Origin of the sequence: Pukyongiella litopenaei (assembly GCF_003008555.2) — a bacterium.
GTDB lineage: Bacteria > Pseudomonadota > Alphaproteobacteria > Rhodobacterales > Rhodobacteraceae > Pukyongiella > Pukyongiella litopenaei.
Genome location: NZ_CP027665.1, coordinates 2483080 through 2499699 on the forward strand (window position 1 = coordinate 2483080; position 16620 = coordinate 2499699).

The following is a 16620-nucleotide window of genomic DNA, read 5'->3' on the forward strand; positions in this document are numbered from 1 at the left end:
CAGCCCGGGACACGTTATTCAGGGGCTGACCGACTATGGCTGAGTTCAAGCACGGCGAAATGGACATCACCGAACAGAGCAAGACCTTCAACGGCTTCGTCAAGGCAACCGTGTGGGTGGTGACGCTGATCCTCATCCTGCTGGTCCTGATGGCGATTTTCATCACCTGAGACCGGTTCCCCGTCGTGCGTGTTTTCCTGTGCCTGCTCGCGGCGCTGGCGATGCTGTCGGCCTGCGCGACCAAACAGCCCTATGCCGATGACGAAACCATCGCCAGGGTGCGCTATACCGATCCCGGCCCGCCCGAGCTGGTGCTCTATACGATGATCAACAACCGCACCGGCGGCGGGGCGCATTCGTCGCTGATGATCTCGGCCTCCGAGCGGGTGATCTTCGATCCCGCCGGTTCGTTCTATGCCTCGGTCGTGCCCGAGCGCAACGACGTGCTCTTTGGCATCTCCCCGGCGATCGAACAGGCCTATCGCGGGGCCCATGCGCGGTCGACCCATCATGTGGTGATCCAGTCGGTCGAGGTGACGCAACAGCAGGCGGAAACCGCCTATCGGCTGGCGCTGTCCAACGGGGCGGTGGCGGGGGCGTTCTGTTCCAACGCCACGGCGCAGCTGTTGCAGAAGGTGCCCGGGTTCGAACAGGTCCGGGGCGGGTTCTCGCCCAAGCGGCTGATGCGCCAGTTCGGCAGCCTGCCCGGCGTCAGGACCGAGGAATATCACGAGGATGACAGCCCCGATCTGCAAAAGGCGCTGGCCGAGGGCGACCGCAGGCTCGCGCAGGACGCGGCCCTAGCCGAGTAGCCACTGCAGCGCCCAGAGCATTCCGGCGCCGCTGAGGATCGCGGCGAGCACGTTTTTCGTCCACAGACCCACGGCCATGGTCGTCGCGGCGGCGGCCAGGCGTGCGGCATCGGGCTGCCCGCCGGTGGCGGCGGGCCAGACCACCAGGGGCGCGACCATCGCCGGCAGGATCGCGACGGCGGTATAGCGCAGGTGCCGCAGCAGCCAGGCGGGCATCGGGCGGTTGCCGACCAGGCCGATGAAGACGAACCGCAGCGCGAAACTGCCCACCGCCAGGGCGGCGATGACGGTCCACAAGACCCCGGTGTCGATGGTGGCGGTCCCGGTCATGCCACGCCCGCCCGGCGTTCGGCGGCCGCTTCGACCCGCGCCCCGGCCATCATGCCGGCCAGCCCGGCGACCAGCAGACCGAGATTGTAAGGCAGGCCGGCGGCAAGCAGGGCGGTGACGATCGCCACCAGCGCCGCGGCCACATGCGCCGGCGTTCGCAGCATCGGCGCGATCATCGCCAGAAAGGCGATCGGCAACGCAAAGTCCAGCGCCCAGCTTTCGGGTATCCGCGCCCCCAGGAGCGCGCCCGCCAGCGTGCAGAGATACCAGAGCGGTGCGATCAGCGCCACGGTGCCGAAGAAATAGGCCATGCGTTCCGGTATCGACATGTCCGGGCGGGTTTCGTACTGCGCCACCGACAGCGCATAGGACTGATCGACGGTGAAATAGGCGGCAAGCGCCCGCTGCCAGAACGGCGCGTTGCCCAGCCAGGGCGTCAGCGCGGCGGAATACATCGCCACTCGCAGGTTCACCGCCAGCGCCGAGATGATGACGATCAGGGTCGGCATATGGTCGTTCAGCGCCTGCAGCGCGGTGAACTGCGCGGCGCCGGCGAACACGGTGGTGGTGAACACCATCGTCGCCAGCAGGTCCAGATTGGCCTCGGTCGCCAGCACGCCGAACAGCAGCCCGAACGGCCCCGCCACGAAGACGAAGGGAATCGAATCGCGGACCGCTTTCCAGAAGAATGATTTTGCGGTGGAGGCCGGCATCGCTTGATCCTAGACTGCTCCCGTTCGCAGTAGCCGTGATCGGAAGGGGTTGCAATTGGCCGTCAATCGCGATGTGGCGGATTACGTCATCGCCCCGGATCCGGCGGCGCCGCGCCTGACCCGTGCCGTCGATGGCGTGGACCATGACGGCGCGCCCGCGCGTATCCGCGTGGTCGAGGAACGCCCGCTGACCATATTCCTCAACGGGCAGGAGATCGTCACCGCGATGACCATCGCGGACTATCCCGAATACCTGGCGCTGGGGTTCCTGCGCAACCAGCGGATGCTGCGCGACGACGACGAGATCACCGGCGTCGATTACGATGACGACCTGGAAACCGTGGTGGTGCGCACCGCGCGGCAGACCTCCTACGAGGACAAGCTCAGGCGCAAGACCCGCACCAGCGGCTGCGCCGTCGGCACCGTGTTCGGCGACATGATGGAGGGGCTCGACCAGGTGCGGCTGCCCGCGGTGCAGGTGCGCAGCTCCTGGCTCTATGACCTGGCCGCGCGGATCAACCGGACGCCCTCGCTCTATCTCGAGGCGGGCGCGATCCACGGCACCGTGCTGTGCCGGGAAAACCGCCCGCTGGTCTACATGGAGGATGTGGGCCGTCACAATGCGGTGGACAAGATCGCCGGATGGATGCTGCATACGGGCGAAGGCGCGGCGGACAAGATCCTCTATACCACCGGGCGGCTGACATCCGAGATGGTGATCAAGACCGCGATGATGGGCATCCCGGTGCTGGCCTCGCGGTCCGGGTTCACCGCCTGGGGCGTCGAGATTGCGCGCCAGGTCGGCCTGACGGTGATCGGGCGGATGCGCGGGCGGCGGTTCGTCTGCCTGTCGGGCGCCGAACGGCTGCTGCGCGACGTGGACCCCGGCGCGGTCGAGGACGAGGACCACAGGCACCGCCGCAAGGGCGCGCGCGCATGATCCGATGGACCCCACAGGCAGGAGGCCGCGCATGAAACAACCCCTGGGGGTGGTGCTGGCCGGCGGGCAGGCCCGCCGGATGGGCGGCGGCGACAAGGGGTTGCTGCGGCTCGGCGGCCGGACGATCCTGTCGCATGTGATCGACCGCCTGGCGCCGCAGGTGGCGGGGCTCGCGCTCAATGCCAATGGCGATCCGGCCCGGTTTGCCGGTTACGGCCTGCCGGTCATCGCCGACACGGTGGGAGGGTTCGCCGGGCCGCTCGCGGGCGTGCTGGCCGGGCTCGACTGGGCCGCAGGGCAGGGCGCCGATCGTATCGTGACCGCCGCTGCCGACACGCCGTTCTTTCCCTGCGACCTGGTGCCCCGCCTGTTGCTGGCCTCCGAGGGCATGGCGGATCCGCTGGCGCTGGCGGCGACACCCGACCCGGCGCGCGGGCAGGTGCGGCACCCGACATTCGGGCTTTGGCCGGTGGCGCTGCGCGACGATCTGCGCGCCGCGCTGGAGGGCGGTTTGCGCAAGGTGGTCCTGTGGACCGAACCCCATGGCGCCCGGATCGCCGAGTTCCCCACCGGCGCGGTCGATCCGTTCTTCAACGTCAACACGCCCGACGACCTGACCCGCGCGGCGGCGCTGCTGGAGGCACGGGAATGAGAATATACGGTGTGGTGGGCTGGAAGAACGCGGGCAAGACCGGGCTGATGGAGCGGCTGGTTGCCGAGATCACCGGGCGCGGTTTCACCGTGTCCACGGTCAAGCACGCGCATCATTCCTTTGACGTGGACCAGCCCGGCAAGGACAGCCACCGGCACCGCGTGGCCGGGGCGACCGAGGTGCTGCTGGCCTCGCGCAACCGCTTCGCCCTGATGCATGAATTGCGCGACGAGGCCGAGCCGCCATTGCAGGCGCTGCTGGCGCGGCTGGCGCCGGTCGACCTGGTGCTGGTCGAGGGCTACAAGCGCGACGGCCACCCCAAGGTCGAGGCGCATCGCGCCGCCACCGGCAATCCGCTGATCGCGCCCGGCGACGATACCGTGCGCGCGGTGGCCAGTGACGCGCCGCTCGATCTCGACCGCCCGGTGTTCGATCTCGACGATACCGTCGGCGTGGCCGATTTCATCCTGTCCGACGTGGGCCTGATGCCCGCGCCCGGCCAGCGGGGGCATGGCTGCGCATGATCGAACCGCCGCCCCTGCGCAACGATTGTTTCGCCCTGCCCGCCGGTGTCGACTGGACCCCGGTCGACGAGGCGCTGGCGCTGCTGCGCGACCGGCTGGGGCCGGTGACGGGGATCGAAACCGTGACGCCCTTCGCGGCGCCGGGCCGGGTGCTGGCTGAGGATGTGGCCGCGCTGCGGTCGAACCCGCCGCTGCCCAACGCGGCGGTGGACGGCTACGGGTTTGCCGGTGCCGTCGCCGAGGGCGTGCATCGCCTGCCGGTGATCGAGGGCCGCGCCGCCGCCGGTCCGCGCTTCGATCGCCCGGTTCCGGCGGGGTCCGCGATCCGCATCCTGACCGGCGCGGCGCTGCCTGACGGCGTGGACACGGTGATCCTGGACGAGGACGTGACCGTGGGCGACGGCGAGATCGCCTTTCGCGGCCCGTTGAAACGCGGCGCGAATACTCGCCGCGCGGGCGAGGACATCCGGGCCGCGGAGGTGGCGCTGCGGGCGGGGCGGGCGCTGACCCCGGCGGATGCGGCGCTGCTGTCGGCGGTCGGGATCGGGGCGGTGCCGGTGCGTGCGCGGCTGCGGGTGGCGGTGTTGTCCACCGGCGACGAACTGGTCGAACCGGGGGCGCAGGCCGGTCCGGGGCAGATCCACGATGCCAACCGGCCGATGCTGCTGGCGATGCTGGCGCGGTTCGGGTTCGATGCCGTTGACATGGGCCGTGTCGGGGATGATCGCGCGGCGCTGCGCGCGCGGCTGGACGATGCGGCGGCGCGGGCGGATGCAATCCTGACATCGGGCGGCGCCTCGGCGGGGGACGAGGATCATGTCAGCGCCTTGCTGCGCGATGCCGGTGCCATGCAGCGATGGCGCATCGCGATCAAGCCGGGCCGCCCGCTGGCGCTGGGCCTGTGGCAGGGCAGGCCGGTGTTCGGGCTGCCCGGCAATCCGGTCGCGGCGATGGTCTGCACGCTGGTGTTCGCCCGCCCCGCGCTGGGGCTGCTGGCGGGCGCGGGCTGGCGCGACCCGGTCGGGTTCGAGACGCCCGCCGGGTTCGAAAAGCGCAAGAAGCCGGGACGGCGGGAATACCTGCGGGCGCGGATGCGCGACGGGCGGGCCGAGGTTTTCGCGTCGGAAGGCTCGGGCCGCATCAGCGGGCTGAGCTGGGCCGAGGGGCTGGTCGAACTGGAGGATGGCGAACGCCATGTCCGCCCCGGCGACCCGGTCCGGTTCATTCCCTATGGCAGCTACGGGCTCTGAGCGATGGCGGTCACGATCTCGGTCGGGTTCGACGAAGCGGAACGCCCCGTGGCGACGCGGCTGTTCTGGCAGGCATTCTCGGCCAAGCTCGGGCGCGTGCTGGGCCCCGAGGACCGGGCATTGCGGTTCCTCGAACCGGTGCTCTACCCGCAATTCGCGATCACGGCGCGGGACGCGGCCGGGACGCTGGTGGGGCTTGCGGGGTTCAAGACCGACCGGGGCGGGCTGGTGGGCGGGACGCTGCGGGATCTGGCGGCGGTCTATGGATGGTTCGGCGCGCTCTGGCGGGGGGCGCTGCTGTCGGTGTTCGAACGCGACCTGGAACCGGGCGTGTTCCAGATGGACGGGTTGTGCGTCGATGCCACATCGCGCGGAATGGGCGTGGGGACGGCGCTGCTCGATGCGGTGATGCGCGAGGCGGCGGCGCGCGGGCTGGAGGCAGTGCAGCTGGACGTGATCGACAGCAACCCGCGGGCGCGGGCGCTCTATGAACGTTTCGGGTTCCAGGCGGTCGGCAGCGAACGGATCGGCCCGCTGCGCCATGTGTTCGGATTTTCCGGCGCGACCCGGATGCGCCTGCCGGTCAGTCGAACGCCCCGGCCACCCGGCTGAGCAGGATAAAGGCCCGCGCGGTCCGGGTATTGGCCAGTTCCACCAGTTCCCCGTCGGTCGCCACCGGTTCGAGATTGGCCAGCATCCGGTCGAACAGCCGCAGGAAATGATGCGCCACGTCGCGAAAGATCGGATCCGCCTTCATCCGCGCGGAAACCGGGTCCAGCGTGTCCGGGTCGCGGACGCTGCCCAGCGCCGATACGGCGGGGCCGCGCTGGCCCTGCGCGAACTGGCGCCAGATCTCGGGGCGGACGGTATCCGGGCGCAGGTCGTCCATGTAGACGCCTTCCTGCGACAGCAGGGTCAGCACATCCTCGGCCGCCTGCAGCAGCTGCGCCGCGACGCGGTTGCGCCGGGCGCGTGACAACGCGGCGAACCCGTCGACATCGGCGGCGGATTCCGGGAAATTCAGCGCCCGCAGGAAATCGTCGGCGGGCAAAGGCACCGGTGGCGGGGCCGGCGGATCGAGCGCGAGCGCCCCCTGTTCGGCCACCGCACCATCCGTCGCCGGTATCGCGGCATCCCCCGCCGCGGCGGGCTCCGGCGCGGGTGAGGCTGCCGCCGTGGTCCGGGTCGCCGGTCCGCCTCCGGCGGCCCTGGTCTGCCGTTGCAGCAGGTGGGTCTGTCGCAGCGCATCGACGACGGCGCGCAGCCGGTCCAGTTCGGCCTGCGTTTCGCGCGCGTGCCGCAAGGCCAGCGCGGTGATCCAGATCAGCCCCAGCGGTAGGACGGCCACGACATACCCGGCCGCATCCGGCGCGGGCACCAGCCCCAGCGCCAGTGTCAGCCCCAGCCAGGCGAGGCTGAGCAGCGCCGCCGCCGCCTCATATCCGGTGACAGGCTGGCGCGGCGCGCGGTCATACACCCCCAACGCGGTTGACAGGTGCGACTTCCGGGGCGTTTCGGGCACGGTGGAAACCCTAGCTGAACAGGATGCGGATCACCTCGTAGGACCGTTCGCCCCCCGGCGTGCGGACCTCGACGCTGTCGCCTTCTTCCTTGCCGATCAGGGCGCGGGCGATGGGCGACTTGATGTTGAGCAGCCCGTTTTCGATGCTGGCCTCGTGCTCGCCCACGATCTTCCAGGTCTTTTCTTCCTCGGTGTCCTCGTCGATCAGCGTCACCGTGGCGCCGAACTTGATCGAACCGGACAGGCGGGTGGGGTCGATCACCTCGGCGCGGCCGATGATCATCTCGAGCTCCTTGATCCGGCCCTCGATGAAGGACTGCTTTTCGCGCGCGGAATGATACTCGGCATTCTCCGACAGGTCGCCGTGTTCGCGCGCCTCGGCAATCGCCTTGATGATGGCGGGACGCTCCTCGGACTTGAGCATCTTGAGTTCGGATTCCAGCGCGGCGAAGCCCGCCGGTGTCATCGGGATTTTTTCCATGGCACGCAACCCGTGAAAATCTGGCGCCCCGCCGTGGAAAACGACGGGGCGACGGTTTGGACTGGATCAAACAGACCCGAAGCGGGGCGGGATTGCAAGGGGCATTCGCGAGATCAGGGGGGCATGCGCGACCCCGTGCCGGTGCGGTCAGTGCCGGGGCGGGCGGCTCTTGTAGGCGGGCAGCGACCAGCCAAAGGCCAGCGATCCCGCCCGCAGCGCCCAGCAGACCGCCGCGCCCGCGGGCAGGGCCGCATAGCTGCCCGCGCCGGCGGTTGCCACCACCTGCGCGGTGAGCGCACCGGCCAGCGCCGCCGTGGCATAAAGCTCGCCATGTTTCAGCACCAGCGGCACCTCGCCGACCACCACGTCGCGCATCAGGCCGCCCATGCAGCCGGTGGTCACGCCCATCAGCGCGACGATCACCGGCGGCTGGTCCAGCTGCATCGCCACGCCCGCACCGGCGGCCACGGCGATCGACAGCGCGAAACTGTCCAGCCAGAGCAGCCAGCGATAGCGGCTTTCGACCAGGTGCGCGGTGAAGAACACGACGATGGCTGCCGCCGTGGCCAGCAGGATGTAGGAAGGCGCGCCGATCCAGAACACCGGGTCGCGGTTCAGCAGCAGGTCGCGCACCGTGCCGCCACCCACGGCGGTCAGGCAGGCGACAAAGGCAAATCCCACCAGGTCCAGCTGCGCCCGGCTGGCCACCAGCGCGCCGGTCAGTGCAAAGATCAGGACCGCGCCGAAATCGAGCAGCGTCAGCAGGGTCATTTGCGGCCGGTCTTGAACGGGGCCATGCCCGCGCGGGCCAGTTCGTCGGCGCGTTCGTTTTCCGGGTGGCCGGCATGGCCCTTGACCCATTCCCAGGTCACCTGGTGGCGGGCCTGCGCCGCGTCCAGCCGCTGCCACAGCTCGGCATTCTTCACCGGTTTCCTGGCGGCGGTTTTCCAGCCATTGCGTTTCCAGCCGTGGATCCAGCCGGTCACGCCGTTTTTCACATAGGTGCTGTCGGTCACGACGGTGATTTTGGCCGGGCGGCCCAAGGCCTCGAGCGCGTTGATCGCCGCCAGCAGTTCCATCCGGTTGTTGGTCGTCTGTGCCTCGCCGCCCTTGAGTTCGCGTTCGCGCAGCACGGTGCCGTCCTGCCGGGCCAGCAGCAGCGCACCCCAGCCGCCGGGGCCGGGATTGCCGGAACAGGCGCCGTCGGTATAGGCGAACAGCTCAGCCATGGGCGGTCACGCGCGTTCCAGCGCCAGCCGTGCGGCCAGCGCGGCAAAGATGCCGGCAAAGCCGCGATTGAGCCAGCGCATCACCCGTTCGCTGCCCAGGATCAGCGTCCGGGCGCGGGCGGCGAAGATCCCGTAAAGCGCGAACACCGCAAAGGTGAGACCCATGAACACCGCGCCCAGGCCGGCCATTTCCCGCGTTGCGGTGGCCGGGTCGCCCGACAGGAACGGCGGCAGCAGCGCGAGAAAGAAGATCGAGAGCTTGGGGTTCAGGAGATTGATCAGCGCACCGCGCCGGGCAATGATCCAGCCGGGTTCGACCCGGTCCTGCGCCGATACCGACAGCGCTCCGTGCGCCCGCAGCATCTGCCAGGCGAGATAGAGCAGATAGGCCACGCCCGCGAATTTGACGATCTGGAACATGAGCGCCGAGGCGTGCAGCACCGCCGCCAGCCCCATCGCCGCCGCGAGAAGGTGCGGCAGGATGCCGATGGTGCATCCCAGCGCCGCCCAGAACGCGGCCCTGCGGCCCCGGCCGAGGCCCGTTGCCAGCGTGTAGATGACGCCGCTGCCGGGGGCCAGCACCACCACGAACGCGGTCAGCAGGAATTGCGGTGTCATTCGGGCCTCCTCTCAGGCCGGTTGCCGCAGCACGCGCGGCACCTTGAATTCGACGTTCTCGGTGGCGGTCTCGACCAGTTCCACCGTAACGTCGAACCGGGCGCGAAAGGCGTCTATGACCTCGTCGACCAGCGTTTCAGGGGCCGAGGCTCCGGCGGTGATGCCGATGCTGCCGATACCTTCGAGCGCGCGCCAGTCGATATCGTCCGCCCGCTGCACCAGCTGCGCATAGGGGCATCCGGCGCGGGCGCCGACCTCGACCAGCCGCCGCGAGTTCGACGAGTTCGGGGCGCCGACCACCAGCATCGCATCGGCCCTGGGGGCCATCGCCTTGACCGCTTCCTGGCGGTTGGTGGTGGCGTAGCAGATGTCTTCCTTGTGCGGGCCGATGATCGCCGGGAACCGCGCCCTGAGCGCGGCCACGATGTCGGCGGTGTCATCCACCGACAGCGTCGTCTGCGTGACATAGGCCAGCCGGTCGGGGTCGCGCACCCGCACGCTTGCCACGTCGTCCACGGTTTCGACCAGCAGCACCTCGCCATCGGGCAGCTGACCCATCGTGCCGATGGTTTCCGGGTGGCCTTCATGGCCGATCATGATCATCTGCAGCCCGCTATCCGCGTGGCGCTGGGCCTCGACATGGACCTTGGAGACCAGCGGGCAGGTCGCGTCGACATAGACCATGTCGCGGCGGGCGGCCTCGTTGGGGACCGATTTCGGCACCCCATGCGCCGAGAAGATCACCGGGCGGTCGACCGGGCAGTCGTCCAGTTCCTCGACGAAAACCGCGCCCTTGGCCCGCAGCCCGTCCACGACAAACCGGTTATGCACGATCTCGTGACGGACATAGACCGGCGCGCCCCATTTCTCGATCGCCATCTCGACGATCTTGATGGCCCGGTCGACGCCCGCGCAGAACCCGCGCGGCGCGGCCAGATAGAGGGTGAGGGGGGACTTGGTCATATCAGTCTCCTTCTTCGCGGCCACCGATACGCTTTCGGGCGGTCAGGGTCCAGCCATGGGCAACATGGCGTTACCGCGAAAGGTTCGGGGAACCGGATTACTCGATCCCGGCGCAGCTGTGCTAGACTGACGCTGGCCACATGTCCCGCAGGGTTTCGGGCGCTGGCCGCTTTTTTGAACCTTTAGGAGATTGCAATATGCCCGATCTCATACCCGCAGCGGCCAAGAAGAAGATGGAAGCCGAATGCAAGAAGATCGCCAGGAAGGCGGGGCGCGCGATCAAGCCGGACAAGGTCGGCGACAAGATCGAAGAGGAGGTGGTCAAGAACGTCTGCAAGGAGATCAAGTCGGTGGACAAGAAAGTGGTGCAGTTTCTTGCCGATCAGTTGAAAAAGGAACTGGACAAGAAAAAGAAGAAAGACGTTGGACCCACAGTCTCGAAGATGCCCAAGGCGGGAGCCAAGTGGTCGGCGAAAAAACCCGGTGCGGGTGTGCCTTCGCTGACCATCCCGATCACGCAATGGGTGCTGGATCCCAAATACGACACCAAGGCCAAGTTCTCGATCAAGGTCTGGGCCGATCCGAGAGAGTTCGAGAAGAAGGACAAGGGCGTGATGGTTTATTTCACCGTGGTCGACTGGTGAGAACGGTCACGCGGTCGTGACTGGACCTTCCAGCGCGGGAAGCTGCCACCAAGCGCCCGAACCGATGATTGCAGAGGGCGACAATGAACAGAACGGGTATGGCGATCGGGCTTGGCGTGGTGGCGGTGGTGGCGGGCGCGGCCTGGCTGCTGCGGCCGGGCGCGCAGGCGCAGGGGCTGTTGCCCTACCGGGATGCCGATGCGGTGGCGCAGGGGGCGCAGGTCTATGGCGACTATTGCGCCAGCTGCCACGGCGACAGGTTGCAGGGGCAGGCCAACTGGCGCGAACGCGACGCCGAGGGATATCTGCCGGCACCGCCCCATGACCAGACCGGCCATACCTGGCATCACCCCGACGGGCAGCTTGTTGCCATCACCACGCTGGGAACCGAACGTCTGGTGGGCGACGGCTACAAGAGCCGCATGGCCGGGTTCGGGGATGTTCTGGACGAGGACGAAATCCTCGCCGTGCTGGCCTATATCAAGAGCACCTGGCCGCCCGCCATCATCGACCGGCATAATGCCATGAACGATCAGGCCGGCGGCTAATACTCAGCCGTTGGCCACGCTGCGCGGTTCGCCATGATCGCGCGGCGGCCGGCCGATCACGTCGCGCAGTTCCTCGAGCTCGATGAAATTGTCGGCCTGCCGGCGCAGGTCGTCGGCAATCATCGGCGGCTGGCTGCGGATGGTCGAGACGACCGAGACCCGCACGCCCTGGCGCTGCAGGCTGGCCACCAGCGGCCGGAAATCCCCGTCGCCGGAAAACAGCACGATGTGATCGACCCGCGGGGCGAGTTCCATCGCGTCCACCGCCAGTTCGATATCCATGTTACCCTTGACCTTCCGGCGGCCCATGCTGTCGGTGTATTCCTTGGCCGGCTTGGTCACCATGGTGAACCCGTTATAGTGCAGCCAGTCGACCAGGGGCCGGATCGGCGAATATTCGTCGTTTTCCAGAAGGGCGGTGTAGTAGAAGGCGCGAACAAGCTTGCCCCGGCGCATGAATTCCTGGCGCAGAAGCTTGTAGTCGATATCGAAGCCCAGGGCCTTTGCTGCAGCATAGAGGTTGGAGCCATCGATGAACAGCGCGAGCCGTTCGTCCTTGTAAAACATCAAATATCCCTTTCGACACAACCGCTTTGCCAAAATGGTCCGTGAGTGTGAAAATAGGATCGGCGAGGCGGTTGAAGGATGATCAAGTAAACTGGGTCGTATAGCAAGGGCTATATATGTTCGTAGTCTGTCAATTTCGGTCATTTCCATGTCATCCGGCATAATCGCGCTAGGGGGAAACCTGCCTTTCGGCGACCGGTCGCCGGTGGTGACGCTGGGCCGGGCGGTTGCCGCCATGGCAGGTCTTGACATTTCGATTCGCGGCCTGAGCCGTTTCTTTGCCACGCCGTGCTTTCCGGCAGGGGCGGGGCCGGACTATGTCAACGCGGTCGTGGCGGTCGAAACCGCGATGGAACCGGGGGCGTTGCTGACGGCGCTGCACGGGATCGAGGCCCGGTTCGGCCGGGCGCGGGCGCGGCGCTGGGGGATGCGCACGCTCGATCTCGACCTGGTGGCCTATGGTGACAGGGTGCTGCCCGACGCCACCGTCCAGACCCGGTGGCGGCACCTGCCCGCCGAGGCGCAGGTCCGGGCGACGCCCGACCGGCTGATCCTGCCGCATCCGCGCCTGCAGGACCGCGCCTTCGTGCTGGTGCCGATGGCGGATGTCGCGCCGGGCTGGACCCATCCGCTGACCGGACATAGCGTTGCGCGGATGTGCGCGGCGCTGCCGGCGGCGGACCGTGACGCGGTGCGGCCGATCTGATCCGGAGGCCGCGGATTCTTCGCTTGTCAAGAGAAAGATTCGGGATTAGAACCCGCTTTCCGGATGAAAAAACTGTGGAGTGCCGCGCATGGCCCGCGTAACCGTCGAAGACTGCGTTGACAAGGTTCCGAACCGGTTCGAACTGGTGATGCTGGCTGCCCATCGGGCGCGCGAGATCTCTGCTGGTGCCGAGATCACCGTGGACCGCGACAACGACAAAAACCCGGTCGTGTCGCTGCGCGAGATCGCCGACGAGACCCAGGGCGCGGACGATCTGCGCGAACGGCTGATCGAAAGCAACCAGACCCAGATCGAGGTCGACGAACCGGAAGACGATCAGATGGCCCTGCTGATGGGGGCCGAATCCGACAAGCCGGCCGAAAACGACATGGACGAGGAAATGCTGCTGCGCCAGCTCATGGAGGCCCAGGGACAGGGCTGAGCAGGCCGCGACACGGGATGCGGACGGGATGATTTCTGCTGACGACCTGATTGCCCTTGTCCGCAACTACAATCCCAAGACCAACGAGGATCGCATCCGCGCTGCCTATTACTATGGCCGCGAGATGCATGACGGTCAGTTCCGCCATTCCGGCGAGCCCTATTTCAGCCACCCCGTCGCCGTCGCCGCGATCCTGACCGAACAGCATCTCGACGACGACACGATCATCACCGCGCTGCTGCACGACACGATCGAGGACACCCAGGCCAGCTACGGCGAGGTGGCCAGCCGGTTCGGCGAAGAGGTCGCCGCGCTGGTCAATGGCGTGACCAAGCTGACCAACCTGCAGATCAACAGCAACGAAACCAAGCAGGCCGAGAACTTCCGCAAGCTGTTCATGGCCATGTCCAAGGATCTGCGCGTGATCCTGGTCAAGCTGGCCGACCGGCTGCACAACATGCGCACGATCAAGTCGATGCGCCCGGAAAAGCAGGTGCAGAAGGCGCGCGAGACGATGGATATCTATGCGCCGTTGGCGGGCCGCATGGGGATGCAGTGGATGCGCGACGAGCTCGAGGACCTGTGTTTCCGCGTGCTCAACCCCGAAGGCCGCGCGTCGATCATGCGCCGCTTCATCACGTTGCAGCGCGAATCGGGCGACGTGATCCAGCGGATCACCGGCGACATGCGGTTCGAACTGGCCGAGGCCGAGATCGAGGCCGAGGTGTTCGGGCGCGCCAAGAAACCCTATTCGATCTGGCGCAAGATGCAGGAAAAGGACCAGGGCTTTTCCCGGCTGTCCGACATCTACGGGTTCCGCATCATCACCGGCAGCGAAGAAGACTGCTATCGCGCGCTCGGGGCGATCCACCAGCGCTGGCGCGCGGTGCCGGGGCGGTTCAAGGATTACATCAGCCAGCCGAAATCGAACGGCTACCGGTCGATCCACACCACCGTTTCCGGCCGCGACGGCAAGCGGGTCGAGGTGCAGATCCGCACCCAGCAGATGCACGAGGTGGCCGAAACCGGCGTGGCGGCGCACTGGTCCTACAAGGATGGCGAACGCGCCGAGAACCCGTTTGCGGTGGACCCGGCGAAATGGCTGTCGACGGTGTCGGAACAGTTCGACGCCGAGGAGGACCACCAGGACTTCCTCGAGAACCTGCGGCTGGAGCTTTATGCCGACCAGGTGTTCTGCTTCACCCCCAAGGGCGACGTGGTGAAACTGCCGCGCGGGGCGACGCCGATCGATTTCGCCTATGCCATCCACACCCGCATAGGCCATGCCTGCGTGGGCGCCAAGGTCGATACGATCCGGGTGCCGCTGTGGACGCGGCTGAAAAACGGCCAGTCGGTCGAGGTGATCACCGCCGAGGGGCAGACCCCGCAGGCCTCGTGGCTGGAGATCGCGGTGACCGGCAAGGCCCGCGCCGCGATCCGCCGCGCGCTGCGGGAAATGGACCGGGAACGCTTTGTCAAACTCGGGCGGGAACTGGCGCGATCGGCCTTTGAACATGTGGACCGCAAGGCTACCGACAAGGTGCTGGACACCGCCGCCAAGCATCTGCGCCTGAGCGACAGCAAGGAATTGCTGGCGCGGCTGGGCAGCGCCGAGCTGACGGCGCATGACGTGGTGCAGGCGGTCTATCCCGATCTCGCCCGTGACGAGGGCGACCAGATCCCGGCGCGACGGGCGGTGGTGGGGCTGGAACCGGGCCAGAGCTTCGAGCGCGGCACCTGTTGCCAGCCGCTGCCGGGCGAACGCATCGTCGGCATCACCTACCGGGGCAAGGGGGTCGTGGTTCACGCCATCGATTGCGACCGGTTGTCGGAATACGAGAACCAGCCGGACCGCTGGGTCGACCTGCATTGGCATGCCGGGACGCATCCGGCGGTCTATGGCACCACGCTGGATGTGACCATCGGCAACGATGCCGGGGTGCTGGGACGTATTTGCACATTGATCGGCGAGAAGAAGGCCAATATCTCGAACCTCGAATTCGTCGACCGCAAACCGGACTATTTCCGCCTCATGATCAACGTGGAACTCAGGGATGCCGAGCAGCTTCATTCGCTGATGCTGGCACTGGAGGCGGAAAGCGACGTGGCCTCGATCGACCGCTATCGCGAAACGGGTGGGCGTGACCTCGCCGGACTGGCCACGGCGGACGAGGGACAGGCCCCCGTCGCGCAGCCGTGACGGTCTGGCCGGGCGAAACCGGGCAGGAGGGGCTGGGCAGTGGTTTTCCGACGCCGTGACCGCCGGTCCGTCCTGCGCACGTTGGCCGATTTCCTGTATCCTCGTGGCGGCTGGACGCGGGCGTTCCTGTATGTGAAGCACCGGCTGCGCCGGCTGCCAGACAGCCCAGAACGCATCGCGCGCGGCATCTGGGCCGGGGTGTTCACCACGTTCACGCCGTTCTACGGGCTGCATTTCCTGGTCGCCTTCCTGGTGGCGCGCCTGTTGCGGGGCAATATCCTGGCGGCGCTGATGTCCACCTTCTTCGGCAATCCGCTGACCTATGTGCCGATCGGGCTGATTTCGCTGCAGACCGGTCATTTCCTGCTGGGAACCGAATTCGACGACCGGACCCACCGGTCCTTCGGCGGCAAGTTCGTCGATGCCGGCCGCGACCTGCGCGACAATTTCATCGCCATGTTCACCGACCGCGATGCCGACTGGCAGGGCCTGCACCTGTTCTATGACGAGGTGTTCTTTCCCTACCTGGTCGGCGGGCTGCTGCCGGGCATGGTTGCCGGAACCATCGCCTATTACCTGTCGGTGCCGGTGATCCGGGCCTATCAGACGCGGCGCAAGAACAAGATCAAGGCCAAGTTCGAGGCGATCAAGCAGCGGGCCGAAATCGAGGCTGACGGCGTTCCCAAAGCGGATTAGGGTCGGGCTGGGCATGCGAGGAAGGAGCAGGCGATGACCGACAAGCAACTGCGGCTGGGTGTGAATATCGACCATGTCGCCACCGTGCGCAACGCGCGCGGCGGCGCCTATCCCGATCCGCTGCGCGCGGCGCGTATCGCGCAGGAGGCGGGTGCGGACGGCATCACCGCGCATCTGCGCGAAGACCGCCGCCATATCTCCGACGCCGATATCGACGGGCTGATGGAGGTGCTGACGGTGCCGCTCAATTTCGAGATGGCGGCCACCGATGAAATGCAGGCCATCGCCCTGCGGCACAAGCCTCACGCGGTCTGTATCGTGCCGGAAAAGCGCGAGGAACGCACCACCGAGGGCGGGCTGGACGTGGCGCGCGAGGAAAACCGGCTGGCGCATTTCATCGCGCCGCTGCGGGATGCGGGCTGCCGGGTGTCGATCTTCATCGCCGCGGATCCGCGCCAGATCGACGCCGCCCACCGGATCGGCGCCCAGGTGGTCGAACTGCACACCGGCGCCTATTGCGACACCCATGCCGAGGGCCGGTTCGACGAACGCGACACCGAACTCGAGGCACTGCGCCGGATGTCGGCCCATGCGCATGGGTTGGGGCTGGAGGTGCATGCCGGGCACGGGCTGACCTATGACACGGTGCAGCCGGTCGCTGCCTTTCCCGAGGTGAAGGAGCTGAATATCGGACATTTCCTGATCGGAGAGGCGATTTTCCGCGGCCTCACCCCGGCCATTGCCGAAATGCGCCGGCTGATGGACGAGGCGCGCAGCGCCTGA

The 16620-nt window shown here is 67.4% G+C and carries 23 protein-coding genes; 14 read left to right on the plus strand and 9 right to left on the minus strand.

Features of this window, described 5'->3' with window-relative positions; all coding sequences use genetic code 11:
* Positions 1 to 35: 35 nt before the first annotated feature.
* Complete coding sequence (locus tag C6Y53_RS12350) at positions 36 to 170, plus strand: aa3-type cytochrome c oxidase subunit IV (RefSeq protein WP_106472694.1); 135 nt, start codon at positions 36 to 38, stop codon at positions 168 to 170.
* Positions 171 to 185: 15 nt separating this feature from the next.
* A complete protein-coding gene (locus C6Y53_RS12355; protein WP_244614826.1) occupies positions 186 to 812 on the plus strand; it encodes a hypothetical protein in 627 nt (208 codons plus the stop codon).
* Here C6Y53_RS12355 and C6Y53_RS12360 read toward each other — a convergent pair.
* Both C6Y53_RS12360 and C6Y53_RS12365 read right to left on the minus strand, forming a co-directional pair.
* Positions 801 to 1142 carry an AzlD domain-containing protein gene (locus C6Y53_RS12360; RefSeq protein WP_106472695.1) on the minus strand — a complete coding sequence of 114 codons (342 nt, stop codon included), beginning with the start codon at positions 1140 to 1142 and terminating at the stop codon, positions 801 to 803. The two genes, C6Y53_RS12355 and C6Y53_RS12360, sit on opposite strands and share 12 nt — an antisense overlap.
* Positions 1139 to 1855 (minus strand): AzlC family ABC transporter permease, encoded by a 717-nt coding sequence (locus tag C6Y53_RS12365; protein WP_106472696.1) that lies wholly within the window; start codon positions 1853 to 1855, stop codon positions 1139 to 1141. Before C6Y53_RS12365 ends, C6Y53_RS12360 begins: the two co-directional genes overlap by 4 nt.
* Before the next feature lie 49 nt (positions 1856 to 1904).
* Between C6Y53_RS12365 and C6Y53_RS12370 the strand changes: the two genes are divergently transcribed.
* The 5 genes from C6Y53_RS12370 to C6Y53_RS12390 are packed head-to-tail and all read left to right on the plus strand — an operon-like array spanning position 1905 to position 5833.
* The gene (locus C6Y53_RS12370) at positions 1905 to 2795 is read left to right on the plus strand and encodes a formate dehydrogenase accessory sulfurtransferase FdhD (RefSeq protein ID WP_106472697.1); all 891 of its coding nucleotides are present in this window, start codon (positions 1905 to 1907) and stop codon (positions 2793 to 2795) included.
* A 31-nt stretch (positions 2796 to 2826) separates the two neighbouring features.
* Complete coding sequence (gene mobA, locus C6Y53_RS12375; protein WP_106472698.1) at positions 2827 to 3447, plus strand: molybdenum cofactor guanylyltransferase MobA; 621 nt, start codon at positions 2827 to 2829, stop codon at positions 3445 to 3447.
* Positions 3444 to 3971, plus strand: a complete 528-nt coding sequence (mobB, locus tag C6Y53_RS12380) for a molybdopterin-guanine dinucleotide biosynthesis protein B (RefSeq protein ID WP_106472699.1) — start codon at positions 3444 to 3446, stop codon at positions 3969 to 3971. The genes mobA and mobB overlap by 4 nt, the downstream gene beginning before the upstream one ends.
* Positions 3968 to 5221, plus strand: coding sequence for a molybdopterin-binding protein (locus C6Y53_RS12385; protein WP_106472700.1), 1254 nt, complete (start codon positions 3968 to 3970; stop codon positions 5219 to 5221). The genes mobB and C6Y53_RS12385 overlap by 4 nt, the downstream gene beginning before the upstream one ends.
* Before the next feature lie 3 nt (positions 5222 to 5224).
* Positions 5225 to 5833: a GNAT family N-acetyltransferase gene (locus tag C6Y53_RS12390; protein ID WP_106472701.1), complete on the plus strand. Its 609-nt coding sequence runs from the start codon at positions 5225 to 5227 to the stop codon at positions 5831 to 5833.
* Here C6Y53_RS12390 and C6Y53_RS12395 read toward each other — a convergent pair.
* The 6 genes from C6Y53_RS12395 to ispH all read right to left on the minus strand — a co-directional run bounded on the left by C6Y53_RS12395 (position 5805) and on the right by ispH (position 10034).
* Complete coding sequence (locus C6Y53_RS12395) at positions 5805 to 6743, minus strand: hypothetical protein (protein ID WP_106472702.1); 939 nt, start codon at positions 6741 to 6743, stop codon at positions 5805 to 5807. The genes C6Y53_RS12390 and C6Y53_RS12395 overlap by 29 nt on opposite strands.
* Positions 6744 to 6753: 10 nt before the next feature.
* Positions 6754 to 7224, minus strand: coding sequence for a transcription elongation factor GreA (greA, locus tag C6Y53_RS12400; RefSeq protein ID WP_106472703.1), 471 nt, complete (start codon positions 7222 to 7224; stop codon positions 6754 to 6756).
* Between the two features lie 147 nt (positions 7225 to 7371).
* Complete coding sequence (locus tag C6Y53_RS12405; protein WP_106472704.1) at positions 7372 to 7995, minus strand: trimeric intracellular cation channel family protein; 624 nt, start codon at positions 7993 to 7995, stop codon at positions 7372 to 7374.
* Positions 7992 to 8453, minus strand: coding sequence for a ribonuclease HI (rnhA, locus tag C6Y53_RS12410; protein WP_106472705.1), 462 nt, complete (start codon positions 8451 to 8453; stop codon positions 7992 to 7994). The genes C6Y53_RS12405 and rnhA overlap by 4 nt, the downstream gene beginning before the upstream one ends.
* A 6-nt stretch (positions 8454 to 8459) precedes the next feature.
* Complete coding sequence (locus tag C6Y53_RS12415; protein WP_106472706.1) at positions 8460 to 9071, minus strand: LysE family translocator; 612 nt, start codon at positions 9069 to 9071, stop codon at positions 8460 to 8462.
* A 12-nt stretch (positions 9072 to 9083) separates the two neighbouring features.
* Positions 9084 to 10034 carry a 4-hydroxy-3-methylbut-2-enyl diphosphate reductase gene (ispH, locus tag C6Y53_RS12420; RefSeq protein ID WP_106472707.1) on the minus strand — a complete coding sequence of 317 codons (951 nt, stop codon included), beginning with the start codon at positions 10032 to 10034 and terminating at the stop codon, positions 9084 to 9086.
* Between the two features lie 140 nt (positions 10035 to 10174).
* Here ispH and C6Y53_RS12425 point away from each other — a divergent pair, with 140 nt between their 5' ends.
* Positions 10175 to 10678 carry a hypothetical protein gene (locus tag C6Y53_RS12425; protein ID WP_149615523.1) on the plus strand — a complete coding sequence of 168 codons (504 nt, stop codon included), beginning with the start codon at positions 10175 to 10177 and terminating at the stop codon, positions 10676 to 10678.
* An 83-nt stretch (positions 10679 to 10761) separates the two neighbouring features.
* Complete coding sequence (locus C6Y53_RS12430; RefSeq protein WP_106472709.1) at positions 10762 to 11226, plus strand: c-type cytochrome; 465 nt, start codon at positions 10762 to 10764, stop codon at positions 11224 to 11226.
* 3 nt (positions 11227 to 11229) lie between these two features.
* On the opposite strand, the gene C6Y53_RS12435 is transcribed toward C6Y53_RS12430, so the two are convergent.
* On the minus strand, positions 11230 to 11793 hold the full coding sequence (locus C6Y53_RS12435; protein WP_106472710.1) for a LabA-like NYN domain-containing protein: 564 nt from the start codon (positions 11791 to 11793) through the stop codon (positions 11230 to 11232).
* Between the two features lie 148 nt (positions 11794 to 11941).
* On the opposite strand from C6Y53_RS12435, the gene folK reads away from it, so the two are divergent.
* The 5 genes from folK (at position 11942) to C6Y53_RS12460 (ending at position 16620) form a co-directional block, all read left to right on the plus strand.
* Entirely contained in the window at positions 11942 to 12499 is a 558-nt protein-coding gene (gene folK / locus C6Y53_RS12440; protein WP_106472711.1) for a 2-amino-4-hydroxy-6-hydroxymethyldihydropteridine diphosphokinase, read from the plus strand.
* Between the two features lie 88 nt (positions 12500 to 12587).
* The gene (gene rpoZ / locus C6Y53_RS12445; RefSeq protein WP_106472712.1) at positions 12588 to 12941 is read left to right on the plus strand and encodes a DNA-directed RNA polymerase subunit omega; all 354 of its coding nucleotides are present in this window, start codon (positions 12588 to 12590) and stop codon (positions 12939 to 12941) included.
* Positions 12942 to 12969: 28 nt separating this feature from the next.
* On the plus strand, positions 12970 to 15141 hold the full coding sequence (locus C6Y53_RS12450; protein WP_106472713.1) for a RelA/SpoT family protein: 2172 nt from the start codon (positions 12970 to 12972) through the stop codon (positions 15139 to 15141).
* A gap of 39 nt (positions 15142 to 15180) precedes the next feature.
* Positions 15181 to 15837: a DUF2062 domain-containing protein gene (locus C6Y53_RS12455; RefSeq protein ID WP_106472714.1), complete on the plus strand. Its 657-nt coding sequence runs from the start codon at positions 15181 to 15183 to the stop codon at positions 15835 to 15837.
* 33 nt (positions 15838 to 15870) lie between these two features.
* Complete coding sequence (locus C6Y53_RS12460; protein WP_106472715.1) at positions 15871 to 16620, plus strand: pyridoxine 5'-phosphate synthase; 750 nt, start codon at positions 15871 to 15873, stop codon at positions 16618 to 16620.